The following is a 24,693-nucleotide window of genomic DNA, read 5'->3' on the forward strand; positions in this document are numbered from 1 at the left end:
CGGAAAGAGCTTCGTTAATAGAAGGGGAGAGCGGCTTCACCTCCCGCCTCGGAAGCATCGATCAAGGCACGATCCAAAGCGCGACGATACAGATTTATTTGCTCGAACCACACGGAAGCCGCCGTCGATACGGCGCACTTTGCAACAACAGGAAGAGTGCTTTGTTGGCTTCATAGCGCGCCGCGGCTCGGCTGCGTTGCGTTCCCGCCACGACCAACGGGCCATTCGTCGCGGAGATGGACCACGACCACCTTCGACCGCAACGTTCAAGCGAGACTTTGTAAATCGAAAATCGATCAGACATGGCATCCCCCGCTCAAGCCATAGCTCTACCCACGATCTATTCCACCGCATGGAGCTCACCGGGGCCGCCGCTCCGTTCCCGGGTGTCGCATGCACGCCGGCGAGGCGGTCGATAATCGCCATCCGATAGACTGCGCAATGCGGGCAGACCAATTTCGAAGAACCGGATTCTGCCGCTTCAGCAGTAGTTCCTGGGGGCCTCCTTGCCCGCCCACCTCGGCAAGGCTGATCGATGCGAGTGCCGGAGAGCGTGGGCGGGCTAGAGTTCGCAAGAAGTTCGTGGCCAATACCATAATAGCCGCTCAATCTCTCAGCCTGTCTGCGGCAAATGCCGAAGAATGAGTCGGAAGCTGCTTCTCCCAGCATCACACCGATTCCTGTCGATCGGTCAGGAAGGGTCCCGTTCTGCGGACAGACCCATCAGGGCGAACGGGGTCCATGCGAGAGAAAGCCAAAAGAAATAGTACGATGTGAGCGCATCATTGGAGGCGGTCGCGCAAGGTCGGCCGGATGACAGCTTAGCCGTAGTCCCCTTGTTCAGCCTGTAAGCATTGAAATCAAAGATTGTTGCCGAGGTCCGTGTCACTTAATTTTCCACACCACTCCTGAAAACGCCTCGCTCGACTCGATGGCCTGTCGGGGCGAAAACATCGCCCGGCTAAGGCACTGTCGCCGGGAGGTCACTCAGCGGCACCTGTCAAGCTGCTCGCAACCAGCGCAACCATTTTTGGTCGGCCTCCCGCCGCGACTTGAAGCGGTCGACGCACCTTTTGGAGCAAAGCGCCGTTCGCCAGCTGTAGTAGCGGATCAGCCCGAACTTCCCGCCACAAATAGCGCAGCACCTTCCTGAACCACCATGGAAATCGTGAGAGTTATTGCGCATGTTGCCTCCTATCGGCGCCACTTAGATCAGTCCCATGCATTCTCCACTTCCACGTCACAGCGCCCGCACATCACGTGCGGCGTCGCCAATTCCGACTTTCGGGCATGCAAGAAGCAGCCGCCGCAGCAGAATGACCCTGACGCGCGCCTTCTTGGCGCGGCCCCTGAAAGCAGTTGCCCCAAACTTCCCAACCTATAACTGCTACTTTGATCCTGAATAATGCAATGAACGGCATTTGGCCGCGTAAATCCTGCAATATTTCAGCTCTGTTTGAGGGTCTTCACCGCAAGAGGTCATTCCGGATCTTTCGCGATTCTTGCTCGCCGTGCATCAAGCGAACAGATCGGCAGCTTCTCTGATCGCGGTATAAATCTGATCAATATCTGCGGCTGTAACGCAATAAGGTGGCATCACGTAAATCGTATTCCCGAGCGGACGCAGCAGAAGATTTCGGTCCTTGAAGAAGGCCTGAAGTTTCGGACCGATGCCGGCGAGATAGCCGGCGTCATTTGTTTTCAGATCAAGCGCAGTGATGGTGCCGGTCCGACGAACGTTTGCAAAGCGCGGATCAGCCCGAAACGGCTGAATTGCGTGCTCTTGCATGGAGGCGAGGGTTGACACGCGCGTGCGCGCATCGGAGCTCTGCCAAAGATCCAGATTGGCCTTTGCGGCGGCGCAGGCAAGCGGGTTCGCCGTATATGAACTCGAATGGAAGAACGTCAAATTGCGATCTTTCGAATAGTGCGCCTCGAAAATATCAGCGCGACAGAGTGTCACTGCGAGCGGAAGCGATCCACCAGTGAGCCCTTTCGAATAACAGGCGATATCCGGAGTGACGTCGGCCTGCTCGCACGCAAACAGCGTTCCGGTTCGACCCCAGCCCGTCATGACCTCATCTGCAATGAAGAGAACGCCCCAGTCTTCGCAGATCCGCTTCATCTCCCGCAGCACCCAGGCGGGGTACATCAGCATTCCGCCCGCCCCCAAAATCAGAGGCTCCACGATGAAGGCCGCCGGCATCTGCTCCCGACACACTGAATATAACGCACTGAGCGTGTCCTGCTCGCGACCTGTTGCCGGGAACGGGATTGGTGTGACATCGAATAGCAGAGGCTCATAGGCCGCATTGAACACGCCGCGGGCTCCGACCGACATCGCTCCGACCGTGTCGCCATGGTAGGAGTGTTGCATCACCACAATGCGAGTCCGCTGTTTGCCGATATTCTTCCAATAGCCGAGCGCCATTTTCAGTGCGACTTCGACACTCGTCGAGCCACTATCTGAGAAGAAGACGTACTCAAGAGCAGGCGGCGTGAGCTGCAAGAGTTGCACTGCAAGCTCCTCGGCTGGCTCATGCGTGTAACCAGCAAAGATAATCTGATTGAGCTTGCCCGCCTGGTCTTGGATGGCGCTGACGATATGTGGGTGACAATGGCCGTGGGTCACGACCCACCAGGACGAAATTGCGTCCATAATGTGTCGACCGTCGGCGACGTGAAGGTAAGCCCCCTCACCGCGCACGATCCTTGTCATCTCGCCTTGAAGCGCGTGCTGCGTAAACGGATGCCAAATTGGCGAGCTCGGGATCGGCATTTCAACTGAAATCGTCGGCACGGAATGAAGACTTGAATGCCGTCTGAAGCGCCTCTGGCGTGAGAGGCGAAAGCAGAGGCAGTCGCCCCAACCAGCGCACGCGGCCAATCTCACGAATGGCAGTCTGAGTTTCCGGGTTGCGTTCGCCGATGAACGCAATACCCAGAATCGTGATCTGCCGCTTTCGAAGAGCTTCGATCGACAGCAGCGAGTGATTGATTGTACCGAGTTTTGTGCTGGCGCAAACCACGACCGGAAGCTGCCACCTCTCAAACACGTCGATGTAGAGTGTATCCCCACTTAGCGGGACCATAAGCCCGCCGGCGCCCTCGATGACAAGAGGCCGCCCTTCCGTGTCTGGCGGATTTATGGAAGCTGCGTCGATGCGAACCCCGTCCATTTCCGCAGACTGGTGGGGCGATGCGGGCGTTCGAAGCCGGTAGAGCTCCGGCACGACTCGATCGGTTGAGAGACGAGCCAACCTGGTGACCGTTTCGGTATCGGTTTCTCCGTCGAGGCCGGCTTGTATCGGCTTCCAATAACTCGCGCCGAGAAGATCGGCCAAGCCTGCGGCGAACACAGTCTTCCCAATGCCGGTATCCGTTCCGGTCACGACGATCCGCAAACTCATCGAGCCTTCCCCTTCGTCTCCTCAGCGAGCGCGTCGACCATGGAGACCACATCATCCTCGTTGACGTTCAGCGTCAGGGAAATTCGCAAGCGCGCTGTCCCCGCCGGCACTGTGGGCGGCCGAATTCCGCGAATATCGAAGCCGCGATCCTGCATCGCAGCGGCGAGCCGCATCGTATGAGCATTGTCACCGACCATGAATGGGAGGATCTGCGAGCTGGAAGGACATCGCACCCCACGGGCTTCCATCTTCCGATGCGTGAACGCAACCAGCCTTGTGAGGCGCCGCTGACGCTCGGGTTCCCGCTGCAAGATGAACAGCGCCTCGGTGACGGCAACGGCAATTAGAGGTGATGGCGCGGTCGCGAAGATGAACGGACGACAACGATTGACCATAAAGTCGCGTAGCACACCGGAAGCAGTGACAAGCGCTCCCGCCACTCCCAACGCTTTGCTGCAGGTATGTACAACCAGGAGATTTTCACGGCGACCGTAATGGCTGGTGAGCCCTCGGCCCTGCTCCCCGTAAACGCCGGTAGCATGAGCCTCGTCAACGACCAGGAACGCGTCGTGGCGATCGGCGAGCGCGACCAGATCATCGAGGGGTGCGAAATCGCCGTCCATACTATAAAGGCTTTCCGCGACGATCCAGACCCGTCCCATTCCCCCATCCGCACGCCAGTCGCGGATCGCAGTTTCGATGGCTCCGAGGTCGTTATGGCCAGCTATGCGAAACTCAGCCCTGCCAGCTCGCGCGCCTTCATGAATACTGGCGTGAACCAGAGCGTCGAGGACGAGCAGATCGCCACGCTGTGGCAGCGTCGTCAGGACCGCGAAATTTGCGATGTAACCGCTCGCAAGAAACAGCGCCGTCTCTGCGCCAAAGAACTGAGCGGCTTCCGCCTCGAGGCATTCATGCTCTTGACAATTGCCGCGCAGAAGTCGCGAACCGCCAGAACCAAGCGGGGTGCCACGTTCGATGGCGGCCAAGACGGCCTTTTTCATATGCGATGCACTCGCAAGCGCCAGATAATCGTTAGATGAAAAATCAATTCCGGCACGCGGATTGAGACCGCGCAAGCGGTGACCATCTTGCAGGGCGCGCAAGGCCTTGACGTAGGGTCCGAATTTATCCATTCGCGACGAGCTCATTGCGCACTCTACCCCATGCTGCCGGCGCTTTGGCTTTAGCCGCCGACGACGAGCTTGAACATGCCACTCAGGTCTTAACGGGTGAGGATGCCATTGTTGCGGTCAACGAGCACGACACGCGGTTGGAACACCTTTGCTTCGGCTTCGTCGAAGGATGCATAAGCAATGACAGTAATTTTATCTCCTGGCATCGCGAATCGTGCCGCAGCACCATTCAAACCGATGATACCGGACCCACGCGGTGCTTCGATGACATAGGTTGCAAAGCGCGCTCCGGTATCCATGTTGTAGATCTCAACGCGCTCATAGATCAGAACCCCCGCCGCGTCCAGCAACGCACGATCAATCGAGATTGATCCTTCATAGTGAAGATCGGCTTCGGTCACGGAAGCGCGATGGATTTTGCCCTTCATGAGGGTGATGTTCACTTCACACTCGCCAGTCAGCGCCTTGATCCTCGGCGCTCTTTCGCTCGGCCAGCTCAGACGTGATGCCGAGCCGCGCCAACAAGTGCGCGTCGCGATCCAACTTGGGGTTTTCTGTCGTCAGCAGCGTATCACCTATGAAGATTGAGTTCGCGCCAGCCAAAAAGCACAGAGCTTGCAGTTCGTCCGTCATATACTGTCGTCCGGCCGACAACCGGACCACGCTCTTTGGCATCATGATTCGAGCAGTCGCGACCAGGCGCGCCACGGCAATGGGATCAGGACGCTGGGCGGTTTCATTGACCGGCACGCCCTTGACCTCATTCCATAGGTTGATCGGCACGCTTTCCGGATGGCTTGGGAGATTTGCAAGCAGCACGAGCATGCCGAGACGATCCTCGATGCGCTCGCCCATGCCGATGATGCCCCCGCAGCAGATCTTGATCCCGGCGCTGCGAACGTGCGCTAGGGTATCGATGCGATCTGCTAGCGTACGGGTTCTGATGATGCTGCCGTAAAATTCAGGCGAGGTATCGACGTTATGGTTGTAGAAGTCGAGCCCAGCTTCAGAGAGCTTTGCCGCCTGGCTCGCGGTCAGCATACCGAGCGTGACGCAGCTCTCCATGCCAAGACCTTTCACGGCCCTGACCATGTCGCACACCTGATCAAGATCGCGCTCGTTTGGACTACGCCAAGCCGCAGCCAGGCAGAAGCGAGTTGCACCTGCATTCTTGGCGCGTTTTGCTGCGGCCAGTACATCGCTACCATCCATCAGGCGGGTGGCCTTCAGATCTGTAGCGAAGTGCGCGCTCTGGGAGCAATAGCCGCAATCCTCCGGACAGCCCCCTGTCTTGATGCTAAGTAGGCTAGCGGTCTCGACGTGATTTGGATCGAAGCTTTCGCGATGAACGTTCTGCGCCTGGAATATCAGGTCTGCAAACGGCAGCCCATACAGAGCTTTAGCCTCGACGACCGTCCAATCAAAGCGGACAAGCCCTTTGCTATCGCGATTGTAGTGCCTGGCTTCTGCGGCAGGATTCATGCATTCATCATTGTCAGCTTGGTAGGAACCTTCTGAAACTCACGTGAAGCTCGCGCTTTTTCGAGGGCAAAGATATAAGGGCGTACTCTCGCTCAAAGACGGCGGAAATGCATCCAAATTGCATGATTCCTGCGAAAGAGCCCTACGCAATATCGATTTCTACGCTGAGCGAGATCATGTTGCGGCCGTTCGTCAGCAAAGGCTCACGCACCAACCGGGGGGGCTGCGCGGCCGGCGCCGCCATTGCAGCGAGCTCACGTTCGAGATAGTAAATCCAGCTACACTTCCCGAGATCGCCGACCATCCATGATTCGTCACATCGTGTTGTTCACCGCCAAGGACCAAGCTCAGATTGAGGGCATAATCGAAGGTCTATCGATCCTCACGAAAATCCCACATCCACGTCGGCTGGAGATTGCCCGCAATCGCAAGAGCGATGCACTCGGGAACGATATCGATGTCGTCGTTTACGGTGAATTCGACAGCGACGCCGAACTCGCAGCTTACAAGCGGCATCCTTTATACCAGGAATCAATCAGGCGTGTGCGACCTCTTCGGGAGCTACGGTTCGCGGCGGACTATAGTGTCTAATGGATACGGGCTCCTGAAAGACAGCTGGGCCAAAGCACACTGCGGGCGTCACACAATGGCGCTCAAACAGTCGCTTCTCGGTCGTCGGGCGAAGGGGCAAGTTCGAAATTTAGCCAGTTCGTTACTCTGACGAGGGGCCTCCTGAGGAAGTTCTGCAACAAAACAAGAACAACCTCCAAATTATGCATGGCGAGTTCGTCTCGGCTGATTTTCCTCCTCTAAGCTCTTTAGGCCCACAAACAGCTGGCCTGTGCCAGCGCCGAGAGCAAGACCGAGCCCGTGAGTCGCAGCGCACAGACAATCCGTGATGGTCAGACCCCGATTTCACCGAGAAAGTGAAGGCAGCTTCACCGGGAGAATTCGGCACGGACTTCGCTTTCCAAGGACGCTCAGTGAACGCAATCGAGCTCGAATATCAGATTGATCGCGCTTTTCTTCAGATGCGGGCGGCTCCTTAGAGGACCGCCTGCCCACACAGCAACCGGCAAAAAGCGCGTGGCCAGATGGAACGGAACACCTCTCACAGAGCAGAGCAACTGGTTCTCAAATGCATGTCCGCGAACTTCCATGGATCGAACCGGCCGTTGCTATGCGGCGTCTGGGAAATCAACCGAACCTGACTTTCTTGGATAGCGCCGCCAGGAGCGAGTTGGGACGCTACTCATATGTTACCTGTGATCCATTCGGTAGCTATATGGTCAACAATGGGCAAGCCAGTTGCAACGGCGTCGCTCTTGGGGGCAATCCGTGGGAAGCTCTCCGCAGTCTACTCGCTAGATATCCGCAACAGAACCGAACAGATCTGCCTCCCTTTCAGGGAGGTGCAGCCGGCTATTTGGGCTACGACCTAAACAGGACACTTGAGCGATTGCCGCCACCTGCGATTGCCGATCGCGCTTTGCCCGAATGTGTCCTACATTTCTATGACGTGGTCATCAGCTTTGACCATCGGGATCACAAGTGCTGGATCGTTTCTACCGGATGGCCGGCTCAGGAGCCTGCGCCTCGACTTGAACGCGCACGCCGTCGCGCCGATCAGTTCGCCGCCTTGCTTGACATGCCGACCCCAGCTCTAAAGGAACTCCCTGGCACATTAGGCGCATGGCAGTCCAACTTCACCCTTGACGACTACATCGCGGCCATACAACGCGTCATCGGCCTCATTTTGGCAGGAGACGTCTTTCAAGCGAACATCGCGCAGCGTTTCACTGCGAGGATGCCGATCTCATTCGAGCCGATTAGCTTTTACTGCCGGCTTCGGTCCCACAATCCGGCGCCGTTTGCGGCCCTGTTGCGCTATGGCGCGCTCACCATTGCCTCAAGCTCACCGGAACGTTTCCTCAAACTCGACGCACGAAACGTCGAAACACGCCCTATCAAGGGCACGATAGCCCGCAGCAATGATTCCGCGGAGGACCAGCACCGCGCACAGGTCCTCGTCGCGTCCGAGAAGGACCGCGCCGAAAACTGCATGATTGTCGATCTTCTGCGCAACGATCTGTCGCGGGTTTGCACGCCGCACTCGATCGAAGTTGCAGGGCTGTGCAACCTCGAATCCCACGCCTCGGTGCACCACCTCGTCTCGATCGTCACAGGTGAACTTTCAGAGAGCCAAGACGCCGTCACGCTGCTGCGAGCTTGCTTTCCAGGGGGCTCGATCACGGGGGCGCCAAAGGTGCGATCCATGGAGATCATCACGGAAATCGAGCGAGTGGCTCGACAGGTCTATTGCGGGGCAATCGGCTTCATTGGTTTTAACGGGCATATGGATACCAACATCGCGATTCGCACCGTAACTATTGATGGCGATCAAGCCATGTTTCATACGGGAGGCGGGATAACAGCGATGTCGGATCCGCAAGCCGAGTATGCTGAGACGCTTGCGAAGGCACAGCGAATCTTTGAAGCTTTTGGTTGTGAAGGACCTGATCCGCTGTGATCCTCATTATCGATAACTACGACTCTTTTGTCTTCAACATCGGCCGGTATTTCCAGAGGCTAGGCGCGTCAACCGAGGTTGTCAGGAACGATGCGATCAGCGTCGCCGACGTGATCAAGCTTAATCCCCGCGCGATCGTTATCTCTCCTGGTCCCTGCACTCCAACCGAGGCGGGAATATCTATGGCCGTTATCCGCGAGCTTTCCGGCCGCACCCCGATTCTCGGAATTTGCCTCGGGCATCAATGTATTGGAAGCGTTTTCGGCGGACGAGTGAGGCGAGCGCTACGCCCCATGCATGGGCGATCCTCTCGCATAATGCATGAAGGGGGGCCGTTATTCGAGGGATTGCCCTCCGCACTTTCCGTCGGTCGTTATCATTCGCTTGTGATCAAGCTTGACTCGACCTCCGCACCGCACCTGATGGTGACAGCGCGGTCCGAGGAAGGCGAGATCATGGCTCTCGCACATCGCTATCAACCAACTTACGGCGTGCAGTTTCATCCGGAATCGATACTCACCGAATGCGGGTCTCTGCTGCTCAGCAATTTCTTGCGGCTCGCAGCCACTCGTTGAACCGAGCATGTAGGCCCAATCGACGTGAGCAGACAGCTGAACATCTCCCAAGGAGGGTTTGTCCCATTCGATTTCGATCAAGCAATCAAAAAGGACATCGAGAAGCGACGAAATGAATTGCTGGAGTCCATACGAAACGGCTTGATTGTTCATTTATCTTCCAAGAGTCATCCGCTTCATTTGGCCGCAAAGAAGGTCGACACAACAGTGTCGCGCATTCGCGCCGCTATGGCGATGGCATTCCCAGATCTTACTGAAACCAATGAGACGATCCGAGCTATCCTATATGGCGAAACACCCGATCTAGAAGCACGAAGGAAGACGTCATTCGCGCCACTGCTCCATTTCAATAATATAGTCGAGCGGGTAAGAAACATTCCCAGTGTCGAACAATGGCAAAAAGTCAAAGAGCCAGGTGAGCAATACAATTCGGACAAGTGGGACGACGATGTTCTGCTGATCAGTTGCGGTAAGGCCGCTATCGAGGCTCCCAAATTGCTGGCGATCGAACTGGAACGTTTAATCCATTATGATTTTCCATTATGATTTATTGCCTTCCAGCATTCACTCCGGTCTCGCGGAAACAATGGTCGCTTTGACCAATTTGAAATACGCAAAGGCTCCGCAGCCAAAGGCACCTTAAACGCGCTTTTCACTCACCTATGGTCGATATTCGCGAGCTTCGAGACCGTCACGCTGCCCTCGCCGTCCCAACTATACTGATAATGATCGCCCTGCATGACGGGCAGCAAGATTAAGGATGGACGAAACACGCAAACATTGTTGCCGCCCTTTCGTCGGACACTATCGAAGACAATGCCGTTCTCACCGTCACCGGAAGACGGCCAGCGCAATGCAAGTCCAAAGGCGCGAGACTTTGAATAGTCGTTTGCAGCGTACAGCTCGGGCCCTGTTTCTTGCTGTCCGCGAATGTCAATCAGCGAGCAATCGATCCCGGCGATCAACTGCCGCATTTGAATGTTTGAAGGAAAGGCACCTTCTGAGAGGCGAAGCCGACGCGTATTGTGGTGCACAGTCTCGGTAATCGCTATTTCAATTTCAAGCGCCGCATACCACGCACCGAGACGGCCGTCGGTGAAGCGGCCGCCAGTCTCATCCGCGTGCAGAAAGGCCGCCATCACCATATTGGCGGTCGGTCCTTGCACGATTTCTGAAGGAGGCAACAATTGCAAGCGTCCCGAATGGGACGTCAGTCGATCGTTCGTGACAGACTCGAGCAGGAACGCAACGGTCAGTTCTTCCTGGCTTAAATTCAAATCGTCAAAGATGCCGACCGTTGGATACCGGCTGGCAATAAGGCGATGTGTATGTGCACGGATGCTCGCGCGGGATTCACTCATTTCATCCCGCGCCAGGCATCCAGATAGCGGCGAACCGAGTAGAGATCGTCGATGCTGCCCCGGAGCGCGCGCTGCAAGGGGGAGAGACCGCCAAACGGAAGGTCATGGTTCGGACTGGTGAACCAACGGGTCGCGCTTGCCTCGTCGGAAAAGAGCGTCCTCAATCCCTTTTGGATTCCGAGCACCAGCGAAACGCGCTCCAACTGATCGCGCGTCAATGTACCGATCTTGCCGTTGCGCCAGTTGTGATAGGTCGGCCTTGAGATATCGCCAGCGAGCGCACGGCGGTCATCAACGGAGAGATGCCACAAATCCGTCAGCTTGAGGAACAGCGACACTGCCGGGGCCGACAGGCGCTCGCGCATCTTCGAATCGCGCAAGGCGTCTGGAGCAAGGATTCCATCCGTAGGTAGCCGGATTTCTGTGGATGCTTCGGGTGTCATTGTCTATATGTATCCTCCACATCCAAGTATAGACACAGAGCCGTCTTTTTTCAAGTGTTCCCTAAGACACTGATATATCGACACAAATAGAACTGAGATGTGAGAATCGAAGTCCGCCAACGACGTAATCTGCCAGCTCTGCGAGAACATAACAAGAACAATAGCTCGCAAATAACCAAAAACCGCCTATGCTCAAGCTATGACCAAAACCGTCAGCGACAATCAGCTCCTCGGCGAGCTGGGCGAGACCGCAGTAAAGAAGATCGTCCTTGAGACGGGCTTCATTTATGAGCAGCGCGGGCGTCTTGAAGCTGGGGTGGACGGACTGATCGAACTCCGGGATCCAAAGTCCGGCGCTGCGCTTGGGAAGCTGCTTGGCGTCCAGGTCAAAGCCACAGCTGAAGGAAAATACATTCGCGAAAGCGACAAGAGTTTCGAGTACACGCTTAAATCCAAAGACCTCGGCTATTGGCGCAAATACAACATCCCGGTCATCATCGTTCTATGGCGACAATCGGACGGCTCGGCTTACTGGCAGGACGTGTCCAGCGGCCTGCGCGGGGATGAACGGCGCCTTAAGTTCGACAAGGCCGACGATGTTTTCGATCCAAGCTGTGCGGATAGATTGGCAGCAATTACTATCGACCGGCGCGCACCGGGCGTCCACATCCCGCCGCTGAACTTTGGCGAGAGCGCTAGGTGGCGGCTGATGTGCTGGCGGGGTCTAACGTTGCCGTATCGAGCGTGTCTTGGATTCGAACTATCTCGCAATCCGTTTGACGATGTTTACGTTTGCTGCAGTCGCAGATCAGCCCCGAAATATCTCCACTTGCCCAGGATCGTAGGTCTAGCTTTCGGGAAGCTGACCGGTCGAGCGAAAGAGTTAGATCCAGGACTTCGAGGCTGTCCTGGCGGATGAAGGGACGAGATGGTCGGATAAGGTAAGACGACCTTTGGCTTCATCGACTTGATGAGTGCACGCAGAGCGTGGTCGTGGTTCGGCGACGCACAATGGGCCTCGACGTTAGGAAGACTCGGGCGCTGTGGCGAGGTCACGTCCTGATCGCACCATTTGAATGGCGCAACCGCCCATTGGCGCTATGGAACGGGCTCGCAAGTGCCGAGCTCCGTCTGCCCGATGTTCGCGACGTTTCCCCCGCTCGCGTTCGGGTGATGCGCTTTCCGAATCTTCGCATGGCGGTAGCTGGCCAGAGGTGGCAACCGAGCTCCCATCATCTGCAAGCGTGCGCGCCGATAGGCTGTTTTCTTCGATCAACCGATAGGTGCGCCCCCCTGGCTCTTGGGCTCTTCGCTGACGACGTGGGAGTTGCCAACGTCAGGATCGAGATGCCAGCTGGTTTTGATAGTACGTAACGCACCGAACTGGTGCGCCATAGACACAATCGGCGGCTCCAAGCTGCCTTCGCGGCTTCTTGCTTATGGAGTCCTTCGATGATCAGTGAGAACGTTTGCCGCCATTCGTACGCACCGCAACCGGTTCAGCCGCGTGCTGTTGCCCGGTCTTGATCGCCAATCCATCGAAAAATGCCTTTGCTCTCAATGCTCCAATCTCCGCCGGATTCCTATCGTTATCCACATTCAGAATTAGAAACACGACATAGAATCAAACAGAACTCCCGCACAGCAGGGCCCGACGAGATAAAATTCGGCGCGAAACGGCGACTCTTGCGTGATGTATGCAGACACGAAATTGCAAGCCATTGTACTTCCGTGTGACATGTTGAGCTTTCGCTTCTGGATCGAACGCAATCAAATGTCGCCCAACAAGCGCGGATCGAACAAGAAAACGCGCCAAGCAGACCCGGACCGAAAGTCCGGCTGCAGACGACGCAGTCTGAAACTGACTAGGATTAAGGGGACACATATCCCAAATGGGACTGTCGACGTAGAAGCACGCAGCTATAAGTTGCCGGCTGATCCGTGGGGTTGTTGGTTTTATTTAGTGACGGCAAGCACGATCATTTAATCAATGCTTAAGACTGAAGAGGAAACGGGCGCCGTTCCAAAGAGAGTTTTATTTTGCCCAAGCGAAATGCGCATCACTCGTGGGAACAGCGCAGGATGATTGGTGCGCTTGGATTGCTGAAATGGCCGGCGATTGTAGTCGATCGTCACGGCATGGTTCTGGATGTCAACGAAGACGCCTATAGTCTTTTTGATGGTGATCTTTCGATCAAGGGAAAGCGCCTGTTCGCGGCGGACCTTCAATCACGAATGAGATTGGATCGGCTGGTCAACCAGATTCGTCTCGCATCGAGTAAAGCGGGTCGTACCACCTTGCAAACTGTCGTCACCAGACGCCAAGGCCGTCCGGTCGTCGTTGATGCCTTTGTGCAAGGATTGGAGGACGACCTATTTCCGGCTGTGGGTGCCCTTCTTCTCCTCACCGATCTCAACGAAACCCTCCAGGTGTCGCAGAATTCTGTGATGGAGATCTTCGGACTGACGCCTTCTCAGGCCCGGCTCGGATCGCTGCTGGTCGAAGGAAAGACGCTCAAGGAAATTTCCCTTGATATGAAAATTTCTCCAGGGACAGCGCGTAATCATCTCAAAGCCGTTTTTCTACGGACCGGGACGAGACGGCAAGCCGAGTTGGTATCTCTGTTGTCCCGCCTGCGGTAACTTTCAATCGAGGTCCGCTCGCGCGATCGAGGCATTCGTTCTGACGCCAGCGCATGCTGTGGCAACGCAGTGGCTGCAGTCAACTTCCTCGTCTCTGACAAATTCTCTCGATGCTCCCCACGCCGAAATCCGTGCTGCACCAATGCCTTCGAATCCGAGGCGATGGGCCACGGCTTTCCGCGAATACGACGTGCGCTGGATGTTCAACAAGGAAATCAACCTGATAGGGGTGCAAGCGCTCGGCAGGGCGGGGTACGCTGAATGCCGAGCTCGGTGTCAAGCACAGGTCAGCACGATCCAGGCTCTCAGAGCCAGTGTCTGTGCCGTCCTCCACCCCATCGTCAGACTTCAGTTGGGCGCGCTCGTCATCGCTCAGTATCAGGGGCAAGAACTTGTGACTCGGGACGCGCTGGCTTCCAGGAGGCATTGACCTCAAGTATTCTCCGATGAGATTGATGCCCGAGGACGCGCAGAGCAGCGCCAAGGACAACCAGGCGCGCAAGCGAGTGGTCCTGAGCGTCATCATGCGTCCGGCCGTCATAGCTCGTCGTATTGCGGTGGGCGCATGGCGACCCGCATCGCCCTAACTCGGCGATGCCTCAGCCGCCATGGACGGGCCGCCCGGGCTGACCGACGGCAACGGCCGGAGGTCGCGTTGGCTGCAGCGACCATGAAGGAATGGTGGGAAGGTCCGGAAAGCGGTCTCGATGGTCGAGAGTTGGCGGGGTCAGCACCCTGATCAATGGATCAGGGACAATCTTTACCAAACAGCTGCCCAAGGTAAACTATAGGCTACATAGTCCTATTTGATGGCCAGAAATCCCTCGAAACAGACATGTTTGTATATGGTCATGGCGTCCATAAACCCCGCACGATGCAACATGTCGAGATTGCCCTTGGTCGAAAACGGCTCAAGAACGCCTTTCAAGCTGCTTGCTTTTCCCAGAACTTCTTCGGGGGAGTAGCCGTTCTCCAGCTTATAATCGGTATAGATCGCGCTCATAATATCCTGAAACCGCGCATCTGGCGCCCTGACTTTCTCGAAAAACAGGAATGCTCCGCCCCAATTGAGTGACTTATAGATTAAGTCTATCAAGTTCTGGCGGTGTCGTGGCGGAACGAACTGTACCGTATAATAGGAGACGATAAAATCGCTGGCTTCGTAGTCTACCTCGCATGCGTTTGCGAGCAAGTACTCGACGTTCGGCGCTTTGCCCGGAGCGCTACGCGCGTATTCGATCATGGCGCGCTCGTTATCGATCCCGATCCAGCGCGTGCCGTGCGGATGGCGTTTCGCTAGTTGCCGCAGGAGCGTTCCGGTTGAAGTACCGATTTCATACGCGACTGAGTCCTTCTTCACGAAAAAATCACTCACCTGTTCAATCAGGCTATGGCCCGCTTCATAGTTGGGAATGGACCGTGCGACGTGGCGATCAAAATATTGAGGTGTGTCGCCGCCGAAGCTCCAGCCGGCGCGTTCGGCCCGGATGCCATCTCCGGTAGGGCCCCTCTCTCTTGCAGCAGACTGCTCCAAGCTGTCCATGACCACCTCTCCCGGTCTTTCCGGCTATGCGAGCTGCAGTTTACGTTCGCTTGTCGTTCTTCTGGCCAATTCGCTTTTGACCGCGGGGCTGAAAAAGAGGGACAAGGCCTCGTCTTCAAAGAGTTTACCGAGTGCGGAAAGTCTCAGCCCGCCTTGGCCCCTATCGTCGAGATAAGCCTCTAATGCGCCGGCATTGTTCAGCTCGTCGACAAGAGCGTCATAATACCTCGAAAGCTGGGGATGAGCGGAGCGGAGCGACCGCAGGCTCTCGTCCTCGATGCGTCCGATACGTAGTCCTGTCGCATAAGAGGCGGCCAGCAATTCCTCTTCGTCGACGGCGCGTCCGGTGGCGATCGGAATGTTGCCCGTCAAGACGGCATCCACATATGACGGAATATTCGGGTCATTGCGAAACACGTGCCCCAGACAATTTGCCTTCGCCACTTTGACGCCGCCATGGGAATAGGCTCCCGCCCCCAGCCCAAGAAGATCGCTCGCCGCCGTCGTTCGGATCCTCTTGAATGGATCGGTAAATTCATGCGATCGCACAAAGCGGTTGCCGTCTGTCTGGTCATAGCCGAGCGCGGCCATTTCCTGCCAAATAAGCATCCGGCCAAGAAGTGTCGTGAACTCGTCCTCGAACTCCGCTCGCTTTGTTTCCGTCCTATACCAGTGCCCCTGAGGACGGTCCCCGAATCGTCCGTGATACCAGGTGAGGTGTGGCGGACGGATCTCGGCAATGGCTTCAAGATTGCCCCATACTTCAGACGTCGACCCCCTATAGAGCCCCTGGATCAGGTCAAGATTCCAGTTTTCGAAGATCGTGTTTGCAATTGCGCATGCACGAATCGGAGTTTCGCGCTGGTAGCCGCGGGCCGCATATTTGAGGACCTCATCATCGAACGACTGTACTCCAAAGCTCAGGCGCGTAACGCCTTGGGCTTTAAGAGACCGCAGCTTGTGTTCGCCCTCAGGCGCGGTGATCGTGAGGGGGCTGCCTTCGATGCAAAACTCCGCGCCGGACCGCAGATCATATTCGCTTCGAATGGCACGTATCAAATCTCGCAACGCTGACTCATCGAGAACGAGCGGCGTGCCTCCGCCGATATAGAGCGATGACACCACGGTGCCGCTTCGAGCGAGCCGCGCGCCCCAAAACGCGAGTTCACGTTTTAGCGCGGTCAGATAACGAGCAACTTTAGCGTCCTCGATAGAGTGCTTTGCCCGGCCAGCGTAGTGATCGACTGTGTAGTGACAGAAGGTGCAGCGGGTTTCGCAGAACGCTATATGAACATAGAGACTGGCTTCTTCGCCCCACTCGATCGTATCGATCACGCTTCTTGAATCGAGCGGTGTCAAAGAGTTGATGGGCGGGTAGATCGCCACCGAGTGCGATCCGCCCAGAACCGCCCGACTGATGCCGATTCCGGCGGCATGAAGTGCCGGCAACATCGCTGGAATTCCGAGCCGTCGCAGCGACGAACATGCTTGCTCAAGAGCGGATTCTCTCGATCTCATGGTCGCACCTCACGTTATCGCGCTACCTAGTTGATAGATCATCGCCGTTGCGCGATGACGGTAAGATAAACGTCGGCGCGCGTATCTGGACTGTCGTCGTATCTGTAGATTACGTCGTATGGATTTATCAGGCGCGGCATATACTGCTTACGCCAAAGGGTTGCATGCTCGCCTATGAGCGACGGGACGATTTGACCCCAGATGCGTTCCGCGATGATCGTCAGATCCGGATGCACGAAGGCTTCGCGAATCCACGCATAGATTTCGTCATACTGGACCCATGGCTGCCGGAGCGAAGCGAGATGAAGCTGCACGAGCCGATGGGTGACCGCGATGCGGCCTCCGGGCCGTACGACCCTCGCCATTTCTTTGACCATACTGGCTCCGAGTCCCAGTTCCCAAATGCCCCCGGTCCATTCGTTGACGGCCGCATCAACTGACGCATCGGGCAGAGCGAGACGCTGCGCGAGACCAGGGCGAAAATCGAGATTTGTGAAGTTTCGTTCACAGGCGAACCGGCGCGCCCGATCGCTCAGGCAGCGAAACATCTCGACGGAAATGACGAGTCCGTCTTCCCCAACAGCCGGCGACAAGCGTCGTGCGACGCGTCCGAGCCCGCCGCAGACGTCGACCACGATGCTCCCGGGCTTGAGCAGCAGCAGTTCCGGGTGATTCGGAAGCAGATCCTCTTGCGCACGGACCAGCTTGTCTTCGACTTCAGGTACCTGGCTCCAGCTATTGTCGTTCTCACATGCCTTCAACAAAGGCAGACGCCATCGCAAGTACGCGGCTCGAAAACGCTTTGCAAAATCCGACACCCGGCCGGGAGACGCAGAAGACGCCGCATTGCCCAGCAATACTTCATCGCTCGGCAAATTGACGATCAGGACGTCACCGAGCGCGTTCTCGATTGCGCGGACCGCTTTGAAAATGGCATCAAAATCATCTTCAGCGGCATCTCCGGCGGGCCAGAGAGCGTCCGGATCAAGCCGTAAGCACAGACCTGAGATGAAGGCCGAGGTCGCCCAGGTCAGAACGCGCCTCCGCTCAGCCTCGTCCACGATCGACAGGCCGGGAGTCATGAGCAGATGGATGGCGACGCAATCGCGAACCATCTCCTCAAGCCCGGCAATCGGATGGTTCGGCGCCGCCCAAGAAATTCCGTCCAGGTAGACCGCGGCACCGAGACGAATAAGGGAACGCCGGAGTTCACTGTTGCTCGACAGGCAATGCGTTTGCACCACCGTCTGGTGCATTCGAATAATGCCTTTCTCGCGAAGGCGGGCCAGTTCACCCAAAGTCAACTTATAATCTGCCAGCTGCGCGCAACGCAGCAGCAACTCCGGCGGATGCGTTTCGTCCTTCAGGCGCGTAGAGATCTGCTCAAGCGAAATCTCACCATCGAGGTCGATTACGATGGAGCGGCGCAAGCTTGCGGTGCGTGCACATTCCGCAATGCGTCGCAGATGCTCAAGCTCCTCGGTCGACGGCTTTGTTTGCGAGGTAATGTGCATAAAGCCGTGCTGGCGCAACGAAGCCAGCATCTCGTCAATCATGGACTGATCGTCGAATTGAGCGCGTAGAACTGCCACATTAACAGGCTCGTTGCTGAGCGTGGTGACAAAATCCACCAGGCCCTCGCCAGGCGGCACGACCATGCCGATCTCGAGGTAACCGTGACTGAGCAATCGATGTTCGGCAATCTCGGCATCCAGAACCTCGACAGCCGGGTCGAGCATGACAAATGCATCGTCCGGCAGCTTCTTGGAAAGGCTGTCCGGTCTGGAGGTCTTAAGGCGCTCAAGCAGCTTCATGGGGCGCGCCGCAGCAGATCAGGTGTGAAGCAAGAGGGAGCTCATCTACGGCATGCGTTCCTTTTCGGGAGGCAATTGCACTTTTCGACGGGTTAGGTTGATTATCCGATCCGCTTACGATGACACCGAGCCCCGCCAGAGAATCGGTCAACGCGAGCACATCAGCTTGGGCGACATCGTTCAGGGCCGTCGACAATTCCACCAAGCTCTTTGGGACACGAAGAACATCAAAGAGGCGGGCAGCTCGCTGCGAAAGCTCCGCATATTCATGGGGGGATTCAGCGACCGGAACATAGATCAGCCAATGTCGTGGAGAGGCTTCGAGGTCCTGGCCGGGGTCGAAGTCAAACGGATTCTCAATCCATGGGGTGAGATCATAGGATGACGAGATCATCGTCGCCGCCGGATGGGCGACGAAGCGGATTGACTGCAAATTCCTGCTCGGGCTCTCTGCCGAGAAAGCCTCCGCCGCGGTATTGGGCCATATCGGGGGAACGGCTTCGCCGAGCCGGCGCGCAAGCGCAACGCCGGCCGCGTCGATAGCAAGCACATCCTGGTGCGGGCGGGAGAAGAACTCCGCACGACCGGCCAAAAATGCGACAAAACATGCTGCCGTTCGCCAGAAGTAAGGCCCATTGTCCGCGTAACCGCCTGACTGCACAAATTCCGAGGCAACCGCTTCAACATCCAGCCCACTCGCGTGCAGGAGCCGGCGCGTAAGCGGGACAAGGTCTAGCGCACCCAGAGCATTCCTGACCAATCCGCGACGATACATGCCAATGTTGGATTCGGTCGGCGCGGGAGTTCCCGCATAGTCCACTAGGATTGCAAGCTCATCCGCCGTGCAGCCATTGGCATCTTCGGTCCTCGAGTTGGGATTCACGACCCAATTCGCGAGGCGATCGTCCCTCAGTACGCGCCGCCACGTATCCCAGACCAGCCGCGCGTCCACTAGGCAGCCTCGCTGCGCGTCGTACGTCTGCTCGCCCGCCCGTAGGCGCGATCCCACGCCTTACGTCCCCGTTCGAGGTCCGAGAGGATTAGATCGGTGGTACGCGCGGTATCCGCCATTTCTCCATCGCAGTAGAGAGATTGGGTCTCATATTCGAGGATGACGGCGCCAGGTCGCGCACGCGACAGAACATCATCGAGCAGGTCCCAAACTGCCTCTGCAACCTGGGTATCGTGAAGATCGTGATATTGACCCTTGATCCACCGCCCTCCCGCCATATGAATAGTGATAATGCGGTCGAGCGGGATGGTGCTCAGAAACCGACGGATGGAATACCCCCTCGCGCGGTGGTTCTGCTCGTTCGCGTAGAGATTGTGCAAGTCCAGGTGCAGGTAGGTGCCTGATAATTCAAGCATTCGCGCGAGGAATTCCTCTTCGGGCAAATCGCTACCGGGGCATACGCGGTAGTACGCAGCGTTTTCGTGCGCGAGCGGAACGCCATAAAGATCTTGAAGCGCGCGCGCCCTCGCCGCCACACGAACAGATTCAGCCCGCGAGAATTGTAACGGACTGCTCCAAACGTCGGACCAGGAGGCATCGCCGTAGAAACAGTGGTTGGCGACCGAAGCAACGTTGAATTTCTGAGACAGCGGAACGTGCCGTCGTACCGCCGCTGTGCTCATCAGATCGTCGAAGCCAAAGTCACCGCCGTAGTTCGAATGTCCGAGGAGCGGATATTTATCCATAATGTCGCGCATGAGATCGATGGCGCGGGGAGATACAAGACCCGGCCCATCAAGAGGGCTCATGACCGAGTCGAAGAGTACTTCCAGCGCGTCAAGGGGCTGGCTCAGAAACGGAAACCACCCAATTAATTCCGGGTTAAACTGAAGCCCAACGCCCAAGCGCGGAACGCTCATTTCCGAGACCTCCAATAGCCTTGGCGGCCCCGCAAAGGCGACGCGCCAAGGCCACGCCGGATTAGAATCGGTCAGTTAGGGATGATCCGCCGCGCACTTCGCCGCGGTTGCGGCGCATCTCGCTGCGGTTGCAGCGCACCGCGCCGCGGTGGCCGCGCATCGGGCCGTCGCTGCCTTTGCCTGGGCATGCGCCGCAGTCGCCGCACATTTGGCAGCCGTAGCGGCGCATTGCGCGGCCGTGGCGGCACATTTAGCGGCTGCCGCCGCCGCTTCTTTCACCGAGAGCTTTTTGACGTCCATTGGATTTCTCCGTGTGTGGAATCAATTGTCGAAAACCACTTCTCGAAGTGTCTCACTCAATCACCAGTAGAACTACCTGATCCCGACGTGGCAGCCAGTCCCATTTGGGATAGGAGCAGATGATTCTTTCCAGGGTTCGAGCGCTGCATATGAACTCTCGCCTACGGTGATCAGGTAAAGTTGAACGATCTCGCCACAAAGCTAAGTTCATGCCCGCGCGTCAGGGCGAGACCGCCACCGACGCCGCAGGCTCCCGCATAATTCAGTCAATGTGCTCGCGCCTGTGTTCGACGTTGCGCGAAGCCGACGTGGTGATCGATGCTTCGGCATCGACAGAGGTACAACTAGCGCTGGCGCACTATTGCAAAATTCGGCGTACCGTACGTGCTCGGCTACGCGACGCACTGGGTGGCGGGCGGTTTGGTCGCGCGTTTCCTCCCTGAGGAGGAAAGTTGCTTCGTTTGCCTCAACGAACATTGGAAGGACGGTCGCAGCTCCGGCGGCGGCTATCGGCAACGCCGCAAGAGATCAAGATCTTCGATCCTTTTTCAGTCTGGCCGCGGCGGTGCGCTTACATGTGGGTGATGGTGGATCCCGGCCCGCCGGCAAGGCGCTGTACCGCCCCGAGGCATCCGGCATATCCCGCGTAAGGCGCGCGAGTTCGGCACCTCGACGACGCACTGGAAGGCCTCATCGTCGGAAAGCACATCAACAGCTGCGTCGGGTATCTTCTCGCGGTGAAGGACGCCAGGACCGTTTCGATCTTTGCAAAATGGAGACACTAAAGGAGAACAGCTGACCAGGGGCAATCTCCACCTAGCGAGCTTGCATCAACGGCTAACAGGAACGCCATGGCGGAAGCTCGGCGGCTGTTATCGAGCTGGAGGACGAAGTCAAGCCAGAGGTTGGTCCTCTCAGAGGCAAAACAGCGCCCTGACGGCGCGCCCGTCGGCGGGCGAGTAGCTGTCTAACCTCAATCAAGATGCCGTTTCAGCCGAACTTATCGCGCGGCGCGGTTCGGTTGCGTTTCACTTTGGTTCACATCTTTGTCGAAAACGAAGGCCCCGATCTTATCGGAAAGGCCCGGCTTTGCGGCTTCGCTCCCTGCCGCGCCGCAGAATGCCTGGCAAGGCCCCTCCTCCCCACTTTGATCAATACCCATCCACGTTGGGCCTTTGTCACCGAAGATTTCCTTGTATTTTTCACAGTCGAGGATTTCCTGCGCGGAGTGATCATCTCGCGGTGAAATTCGTCTCAGGCCGGGGGTGGTTATGAAGTACGACCGGATAGATGCCCGCATTCTCGAGATCGTGCAAAAGAATAACCGTCTGACTTCGGATGTGATTGGCGAGATGGCGGGGATCTCTCCCACCGCCTGCCAACGACGGTTGAAGAGGCTCCGCTCGGAGGGCATCATCCAGGCCGACGTTTCGGTTTTGTCGCCGAGGGCGGTCGGACGACCTATTCAAGTGCTTGCACTGGTGACCTTGGAGCGAGAAAGCGCCGATATCATCGATAGGTTTAAGAAAGCCATCAAATCATCAATCGACGTCGTCAACGGCTTTTACGTCACGGGCGATGCCGACTTCGTCCTGTACATTACCGCGCCGTCCATGGAGGAATACGAGCAGTTCACCCGGCGCTTCTTCTACGAGAATCGCGACATCAAGGGCTTTAAGAGTGCAGTCATATTGGATCGCGTAAAGGTTGGATTTGCTGTTCCGGTTGAGCTTCCCCCAAAGGATTGATTGTCCTGATGCGCGCGATCGTCGCGACCGCCATCTGCGGTTAACACTCCGGTGGGTTCTTTGGAATGTCAATCAGCATAGCAACAAAAGACACATGTAGAGCCCGGTCTCATCGCAATCTCGTTGGCGCAATTATCGTATCGCTAGCGATAAGGTGCAAAAGCAAGAATGTGGCGCCTTGCCTCCGAGCCGGCGCGAACGCGTCCATTCGCTTGGCTGAAATTCGTCGAAGACAGGCCCGTGAACGCGGAATTTGGGCGCCGATGAGTTACTCGTTGCATCAATCAAATGAAGATGTTTGCTATAGTCGGAATCACGTTCTCGTTGCGGTCAGGCGCGGCTAGCAAAAGCCTCTATCAGGAGAGGGACCATGACCGATCGCCTGCCCTCTTTCGAAGTGATCGACTGCTCTCAAGATAGAGCTCTCAAGCAGCAGCCTGGCACACCACCGAAGCCTCTGCGTTCTCTTCCGGTGCGTCGTGCGAAACGGCCCCTTGTGAAGAACGCAATCCTGGCCCGTCTTCCTATCCAACAGCTTGCGGCCATAGGGGAGTGCCTCAAGCCGGTCGCCTTGAAAGAACGGATGGTTCTGCAAGAGCCAAAAAGGCCGGTCGAGCACGTCTACTTTGTAGAGAGCGGCCTCGTCTCGCTTAGAGTTGTTACCGCGGGCAGTATGCTTGAAACGGCAGTCATAGGCTATCGGGGCGTCGTCGGCACGTCTTTCTTGTGGGGAGCACATCTTTCGAGCAACCAATCTGTCGTCGTCTTCCCCGGAAGCGCGTATAGAACTCGCGTCGAGGATCTTCGTCGGATCATGAAGGTGCATCCGGAGATCAGAGACCATCTTTTTGAGTACGTGCAAGCGCTGACATTTCAGTGCGTCCAGACAGGGTTGTGCGGGGTTCGGCACCATCGTGAACAGCGCCTCGCGAGCTGGCTTTGCCTCGCTAGTGAAGCTGTTGATGACCGCGTGCTGCCAGTGACCCACGATTACCTTTCCTCGGTGCTGGGGCTGCGCCGCGCGGGTGTGACCGAAACCTTGATCCGCTTTGAGGAGCAAGGGCTGATTCGCAAGATGCGGGGCGTCTTGCAGATCGATGAACACAAATCGCTCGAAGAGAAAGCATGCTGTTGCTACAAGCTCGTCTCAGCTGCCTATGCGTCCTCATCAGTCCGCACTCTCGGCGAAGAACAGGCGCGCTAGCAACTCGCGACTGGCGTTTCTGCGTCCTCTGGGTTCTTGCGACGCGAAGTTGAGGCAATTCGCCCCGAGAAAGACCACACCATCACGAATCAATCGATCCCTTGCGGCGTGTAGCTGGTGGTGGGTAACCGATCATCGGGTTACCTAGAGGCGATTTGCCGAGCACGTGAGCAGTCTAACTACCAACCGGCTGGTCCTCTTAGCTATCAATATTTGCTATAAGAAGCGCGCTAACGTTGGGGATCAAAGCAAGATCCTGCTGCCTTAGCCCCAACGAGTTCGGCCGCTGCCGACCACCCGAGGGCTGTCGCATCTTGTATATTGATCATCACATTTTCCACTGCGTCAGCACCGCCCCAGCCCGCTTTCGTTAATGGGAGTGGGCGGCGCATGCATGACGTCCCCTTTGAAGAGGGCAGGCAGTCAAGGTAGGCTCGGCAAGTAATCTCAGGCTCGGAATTCTGGTTCTAGCTACGCCAGCGCGAACCAATCCTTCTGTCTACCAGATCCACAAATAGCCAGTTTGCGTCGCACGAGCATCTGTCCTGCTCTTGAAACTTCCCATGTAATCTCGTCGAGGTCAGCAGCGATCTCCTCGGCGCTACGCAGTTCGCGTCTTCGCAGCGACGTCAGAACGCGCCGCTCGAGCGCGACGAGGTCGAAGTTCGGCTCGACGTTACCTTCTTCAAAGCGGTCACACCACAGGAGCTGGCCACGCCAGATGATAAAATGACTACCGCATCCTCCGTCTCGCCAAACCGACGGATAGAGGGTTGGTTCATTGATCCGCATATCCAGACTCCAAGACTTTCCTACGCGTGGATCGAGATTGACGACGAGCGTTTCACCGCATCCATCCGGACAGCGCATCAGGACCGAGCGCAGTGCGCCTCGCTGGATGACCACCGCATCGCCGGGAGCGGCAAGCATCTTTTCTCCCTCATCGCGGTATTCTGCAAAACCGAGCAGGTTCACCTTCCTCACAACCATGCTCATGTCTCCCTCGCCGCCAGCTCGCGCGCCAATTGGGCCGCGATGGCGTATCCTTTCGTACGCCTGAAGCGGTCGGCAGCAGGACCGTCATCCCATTGACAGCGCCTGAGGAGTTGAACGG

22 protein-coding genes are annotated in these 24,693 nt (G+C 57.0%); 8 read left to right on the forward strand and 14 right to left on the reverse strand.

Translation table 11 applies throughout. The annotated features are described in order from the left end of the window. Positions 1-1,516: 1,516 nt before the first annotated feature. The 6 genes from I6F17_RS09935 to I6F17_RS09960 all read right to left on the reverse strand — a co-directional run bounded on the left by I6F17_RS09935 (position 1,517) and on the right by I6F17_RS09960 (position 6,332). A complete protein-coding gene (locus I6F17_RS09935) occupies positions 1,517-2,779 on the reverse strand; it encodes an adenosylmethionine--8-amino-7-oxononanoate transaminase (RefSeq protein WP_036015819.1) in 1,263 nt (420 codons plus the stop codon). Position 2,780: 1 nt separating this feature from the next. Beyond that, entirely contained in the window at positions 2,781-3,410 is a 630-nt protein-coding gene (gene bioD / locus I6F17_RS09940; protein ID WP_036015817.1) for a dethiobiotin synthase, read from the reverse strand. Further along, positions 3,407-4,561 (reverse strand): 8-amino-7-oxononanoate synthase, encoded by a 1,155-nt coding sequence (locus tag I6F17_RS09945; RefSeq protein WP_225125855.1) that lies wholly within the window; start codon positions 4,559-4,561, stop codon positions 3,407-3,409. Before I6F17_RS09945 ends, bioD begins: the two co-directional genes overlap by 4 nt. 74 nt (positions 4,562-4,635) lie before the next feature. Next, positions 4,636-4,989: an aspartate 1-decarboxylase gene (gene panD, locus I6F17_RS09950; protein ID WP_225125853.1), complete on the reverse strand. Its 354-nt coding sequence runs from the start codon at positions 4,987-4,989 to the stop codon at positions 4,636-4,638. A gap of 1 nt (position 4,990) precedes the next feature. Further along, entirely contained in the window at positions 4,991-6,028 is a 1,038-nt protein-coding gene (gene bioB / locus I6F17_RS09955) for a biotin synthase BioB (RefSeq protein ID WP_225125852.1), read from the reverse strand. Positions 6,029-6,170: 142 nt separating this feature from the next. Beyond that, on the reverse strand, positions 6,171-6,332 hold the full coding sequence (locus I6F17_RS09960) for a hypothetical protein (RefSeq protein WP_225125850.1): 162 nt from the start codon (positions 6,330-6,332) through the stop codon (positions 6,171-6,173). Positions 6,333-6,334: 2 nt separating this feature from the next. Between I6F17_RS09960 and I6F17_RS09965 the strand changes: the two genes are divergently transcribed. From I6F17_RS09965 to I6F17_RS09980, 4 genes are all read left to right on the forward strand, one after another. Next, positions 6,335-6,619, forward strand: coding sequence for a Dabb family protein (locus I6F17_RS09965; RefSeq protein ID WP_036015810.1), 285 nt, complete (start codon positions 6,335-6,337; stop codon positions 6,617-6,619). Positions 6,620-7,166: 547 nt separating this feature from the next. Beyond that, the gene (gene pabB, locus I6F17_RS09970) at positions 7,167-8,558 is read left to right on the forward strand and encodes an aminodeoxychorismate synthase component I (protein WP_225125848.1); all 1,392 of its coding nucleotides are present in this window, start codon (positions 7,167-7,169) and stop codon (positions 8,556-8,558) included. Further along, complete coding sequence (locus I6F17_RS09975; RefSeq protein WP_225125846.1) at positions 8,555-9,133, forward strand: aminodeoxychorismate/anthranilate synthase component II; 579 nt, start codon at positions 8,555-8,557, stop codon at positions 9,131-9,133. Before pabB ends, I6F17_RS09975 begins: the two co-directional genes overlap by 4 nt. Before the next feature lie 24 nt (positions 9,134-9,157). Then, positions 9,158-9,679, forward strand: coding sequence for a hypothetical protein (locus I6F17_RS09980; protein WP_225125844.1), 522 nt, complete (start codon positions 9,158-9,160; stop codon positions 9,677-9,679). A 110-nt stretch (positions 9,680-9,789) separates the two neighbouring features. Here the strand turns inward: I6F17_RS09980 and I6F17_RS09985 are convergent, their stop codons facing one another. Continuing rightward, positions 9,790-10,494: an RES family NAD+ phosphorylase gene (locus tag I6F17_RS09985; protein WP_225125842.1), complete on the reverse strand. Its 705-nt coding sequence runs from the start codon at positions 10,492-10,494 to the stop codon at positions 9,790-9,792. Then, positions 10,491-10,937: an MbcA/ParS/Xre antitoxin family protein gene (locus tag I6F17_RS09990; RefSeq protein WP_225125840.1), complete on the reverse strand. Its 447-nt coding sequence runs from the start codon at positions 10,935-10,937 to the stop codon at positions 10,491-10,493. Before I6F17_RS09990 ends, I6F17_RS09985 begins: the two co-directional genes overlap by 4 nt. A 199-nt stretch (positions 10,938-11,136) precedes the next feature. On the opposite strand from I6F17_RS09990, the gene I6F17_RS09995 reads away from it, so the two are divergent. Further along, positions 11,137-11,856 carry a DUF4365 domain-containing protein gene (locus I6F17_RS09995; protein ID WP_225125838.1) on the forward strand — a complete coding sequence of 240 codons (720 nt, stop codon included), beginning with the start codon at positions 11,137-11,139 and terminating at the stop codon, positions 11,854-11,856. Between the two features lie 1,163 nt (positions 11,857-13,019). Continuing rightward, complete coding sequence (locus I6F17_RS10000; RefSeq protein ID WP_225125827.1) at positions 13,020-13,580, forward strand: LuxR C-terminal-related transcriptional regulator; 561 nt, start codon at positions 13,020-13,022, stop codon at positions 13,578-13,580. Between the two features lie 802 nt (positions 13,581-14,382). On the opposite strand, the gene I6F17_RS10005 is transcribed toward I6F17_RS10000, so the two are convergent. The 5 genes from I6F17_RS10005 to I6F17_RS10025 all read right to left on the reverse strand — a co-directional run bounded on the left by I6F17_RS10005 (position 14,383) and on the right by I6F17_RS10025 (position 20,327). Continuing rightward, positions 14,383-15,123 carry a methyltransferase domain-containing protein gene (locus I6F17_RS10005; protein ID WP_225125825.1) on the reverse strand — a complete coding sequence of 247 codons (741 nt, stop codon included), beginning with the start codon at positions 15,121-15,123 and terminating at the stop codon, positions 14,383-14,385. 24 nt (positions 15,124-15,147) lie between these two features. Then, complete coding sequence (locus I6F17_RS10010) at positions 15,148-16,575, reverse strand: radical SAM protein (protein ID WP_225125823.1); 1,428 nt, start codon at positions 16,573-16,575, stop codon at positions 15,148-15,150. Between the two features lie 104 nt (positions 16,576-16,679). Beyond that, on the reverse strand, positions 16,680-18,455 hold the full coding sequence (locus I6F17_RS10015) for a class I SAM-dependent methyltransferase (protein ID WP_225125821.1): 1,776 nt from the start codon (positions 18,453-18,455) through the stop codon (positions 16,680-16,682). Beyond that, the gene (locus I6F17_RS10020) at positions 18,442-19,338 is read right to left on the reverse strand and encodes a hypothetical protein (protein WP_225125819.1); all 897 of its coding nucleotides are present in this window, start codon (positions 19,336-19,338) and stop codon (positions 18,442-18,444) included. Before I6F17_RS10020 ends, I6F17_RS10015 begins: the two co-directional genes overlap by 14 nt. A 68-nt stretch (positions 19,339-19,406) precedes the next feature. Further along, positions 19,407-20,327, reverse strand: coding sequence for a DUF692 family multinuclear iron-containing protein (locus I6F17_RS10025; RefSeq protein WP_225125817.1), 921 nt, complete (start codon positions 20,325-20,327; stop codon positions 19,407-19,409). Between the two features lie 1,571 nt (positions 20,328-21,898). Here I6F17_RS10025 and I6F17_RS10030 point away from each other — a divergent pair. Both I6F17_RS10030 and I6F17_RS10035 read left to right on the forward strand, forming a co-directional pair. After that, positions 21,899-22,375 carry an Lrp/AsnC family transcriptional regulator gene (locus tag I6F17_RS10030; RefSeq protein ID WP_225125815.1) on the forward strand — a complete coding sequence of 159 codons (477 nt, stop codon included), beginning with the start codon at positions 21,899-21,901 and terminating at the stop codon, positions 22,373-22,375. 370 nt (positions 22,376-22,745) lie between these two features. After that, positions 22,746-23,579: a Crp/Fnr family transcriptional regulator gene (locus tag I6F17_RS10035; RefSeq protein ID WP_225125814.1), complete on the forward strand. Its 834-nt coding sequence runs from the start codon at positions 22,746-22,748 to the stop codon at positions 23,577-23,579. A 471-nt stretch (positions 23,580-24,050) separates the two neighbouring features. Here I6F17_RS10035 and I6F17_RS10040 read toward each other — a convergent pair whose 3' ends face one another. Further along, positions 24,051-24,575, reverse strand: a complete 525-nt coding sequence (locus I6F17_RS10040) for a DUF6527 family protein (protein ID WP_225125811.1) — start codon at positions 24,573-24,575, stop codon at positions 24,051-24,053. Between the last annotated feature and the right edge of the window lie 118 nt (positions 24,576-24,693).

Origin of the sequence: Bradyrhizobium sp. NBAIM18, from assembly GCF_020193825.1 — a bacterium.
Lineage (GTDB): Bacteria > Pseudomonadota > Alphaproteobacteria > Rhizobiales > Xanthobacteraceae > Bradyrhizobium > Bradyrhizobium yuanmingense.

Excerpts from the sequence above, each read along its gene's own strand:
- I6F17_RS10005 (WP_225125825.1), bottom strand. The coding sequence starts at position 15,123 with ATGGACAGCTTGGAGCAGTCTGCTGCAAGAGAGAGGGGCCCTACCGGA.
- bioB (WP_225125852.1), bottom strand. The coding sequence starts at position 6,028 with ATGAATCCTGCCGCAGAAGCCAGGCACTACAATCGCGATAGCAAAGGG.
- bioD (WP_036015817.1), bottom strand. The coding sequence starts at position 3,410 with ATGAGTTTGCGGATCGTCGTGACCGGAACGGATACCGGCATTGGGAAG.
- I6F17_RS09935 (WP_036015819.1), bottom strand. The coding sequence starts at position 2,779 with ATGCCGATCCCGAGCTCGCCAATTTGGCATCCGTTTACGCAGCACGCG.
- I6F17_RS09995 (WP_225125838.1), top strand. The coding sequence starts at position 11,137 with ATGACCAAAACCGTCAGCGACAATCAGCTCCTCGGCGAGCTGGGCGAG.
- I6F17_RS10025 (WP_225125817.1), bottom strand. The coding sequence starts at position 20,327 with ATGAGCGTTCCGCGCTTGGGCGTTGGGCTTCAGTTTAACCCGGAATTA.
- I6F17_RS10040 (WP_225125811.1), bottom strand. The coding sequence starts at position 24,575 with ATGAGCATGGTTGTGAGGAAGGTGAACCTGCTCGGTTTTGCAGAATAC.
- I6F17_RS10035 (WP_225125814.1), top strand. The coding sequence starts at position 22,746 with ATGACCGATCGCCTGCCCTCTTTCGAAGTGATCGACTGCTCTCAAGAT.
- I6F17_RS10015 (WP_225125821.1), bottom strand. The coding sequence starts at position 18,455 with ATGAAGCTGCTTGAGCGCCTTAAGACCTCCAGACCGGACAGCCTTTCC.
- pabB (WP_225125848.1), top strand. The coding sequence starts at position 7,167 with ATGCATGTCCGCGAACTTCCATGGATCGAACCGGCCGTTGCTATGCGG.
- I6F17_RS09985 (WP_225125842.1), bottom strand. The coding sequence starts at position 10,494 with ATGAGTGAATCCCGCGCGAGCATCCGTGCACATACACATCGCCTTATT.
- I6F17_RS09965 (WP_036015810.1), top strand. The coding sequence starts at position 6,335 with ATGATTCGTCACATCGTGTTGTTCACCGCCAAGGACCAAGCTCAGATT.
- I6F17_RS10010 (WP_225125823.1), bottom strand. The coding sequence starts at position 16,575 with ATGTTGCCGGCACTTCATGCCGCCGGAATCGGCATCAGTCGGGCGGTT.
- I6F17_RS09990 (WP_225125840.1), bottom strand. The coding sequence starts at position 10,937 with ATGACACCCGAAGCATCCACAGAAATCCGGCTACCTACGGATGGAATC.
- I6F17_RS09960 (WP_225125850.1), bottom strand. The coding sequence starts at position 6,332 with ATGGTCGGCGATCTCGGGAAGTGTAGCTGGATTTACTATCTCGAACGT.
- I6F17_RS10000 (WP_225125827.1), top strand. The coding sequence starts at position 13,020 with ATGATTGGTGCGCTTGGATTGCTGAAATGGCCGGCGATTGTAGTCGAT.
- I6F17_RS09945 (WP_225125855.1), bottom strand. The coding sequence starts at position 4,561 with ATGAGCTCGTCGCGAATGGATAAATTCGGACCCTACGTCAAGGCCTTG.
- I6F17_RS10030 (WP_225125815.1), top strand. The coding sequence starts at position 21,899 with ATGAAGTACGACCGGATAGATGCCCGCATTCTCGAGATCGTGCAAAAG.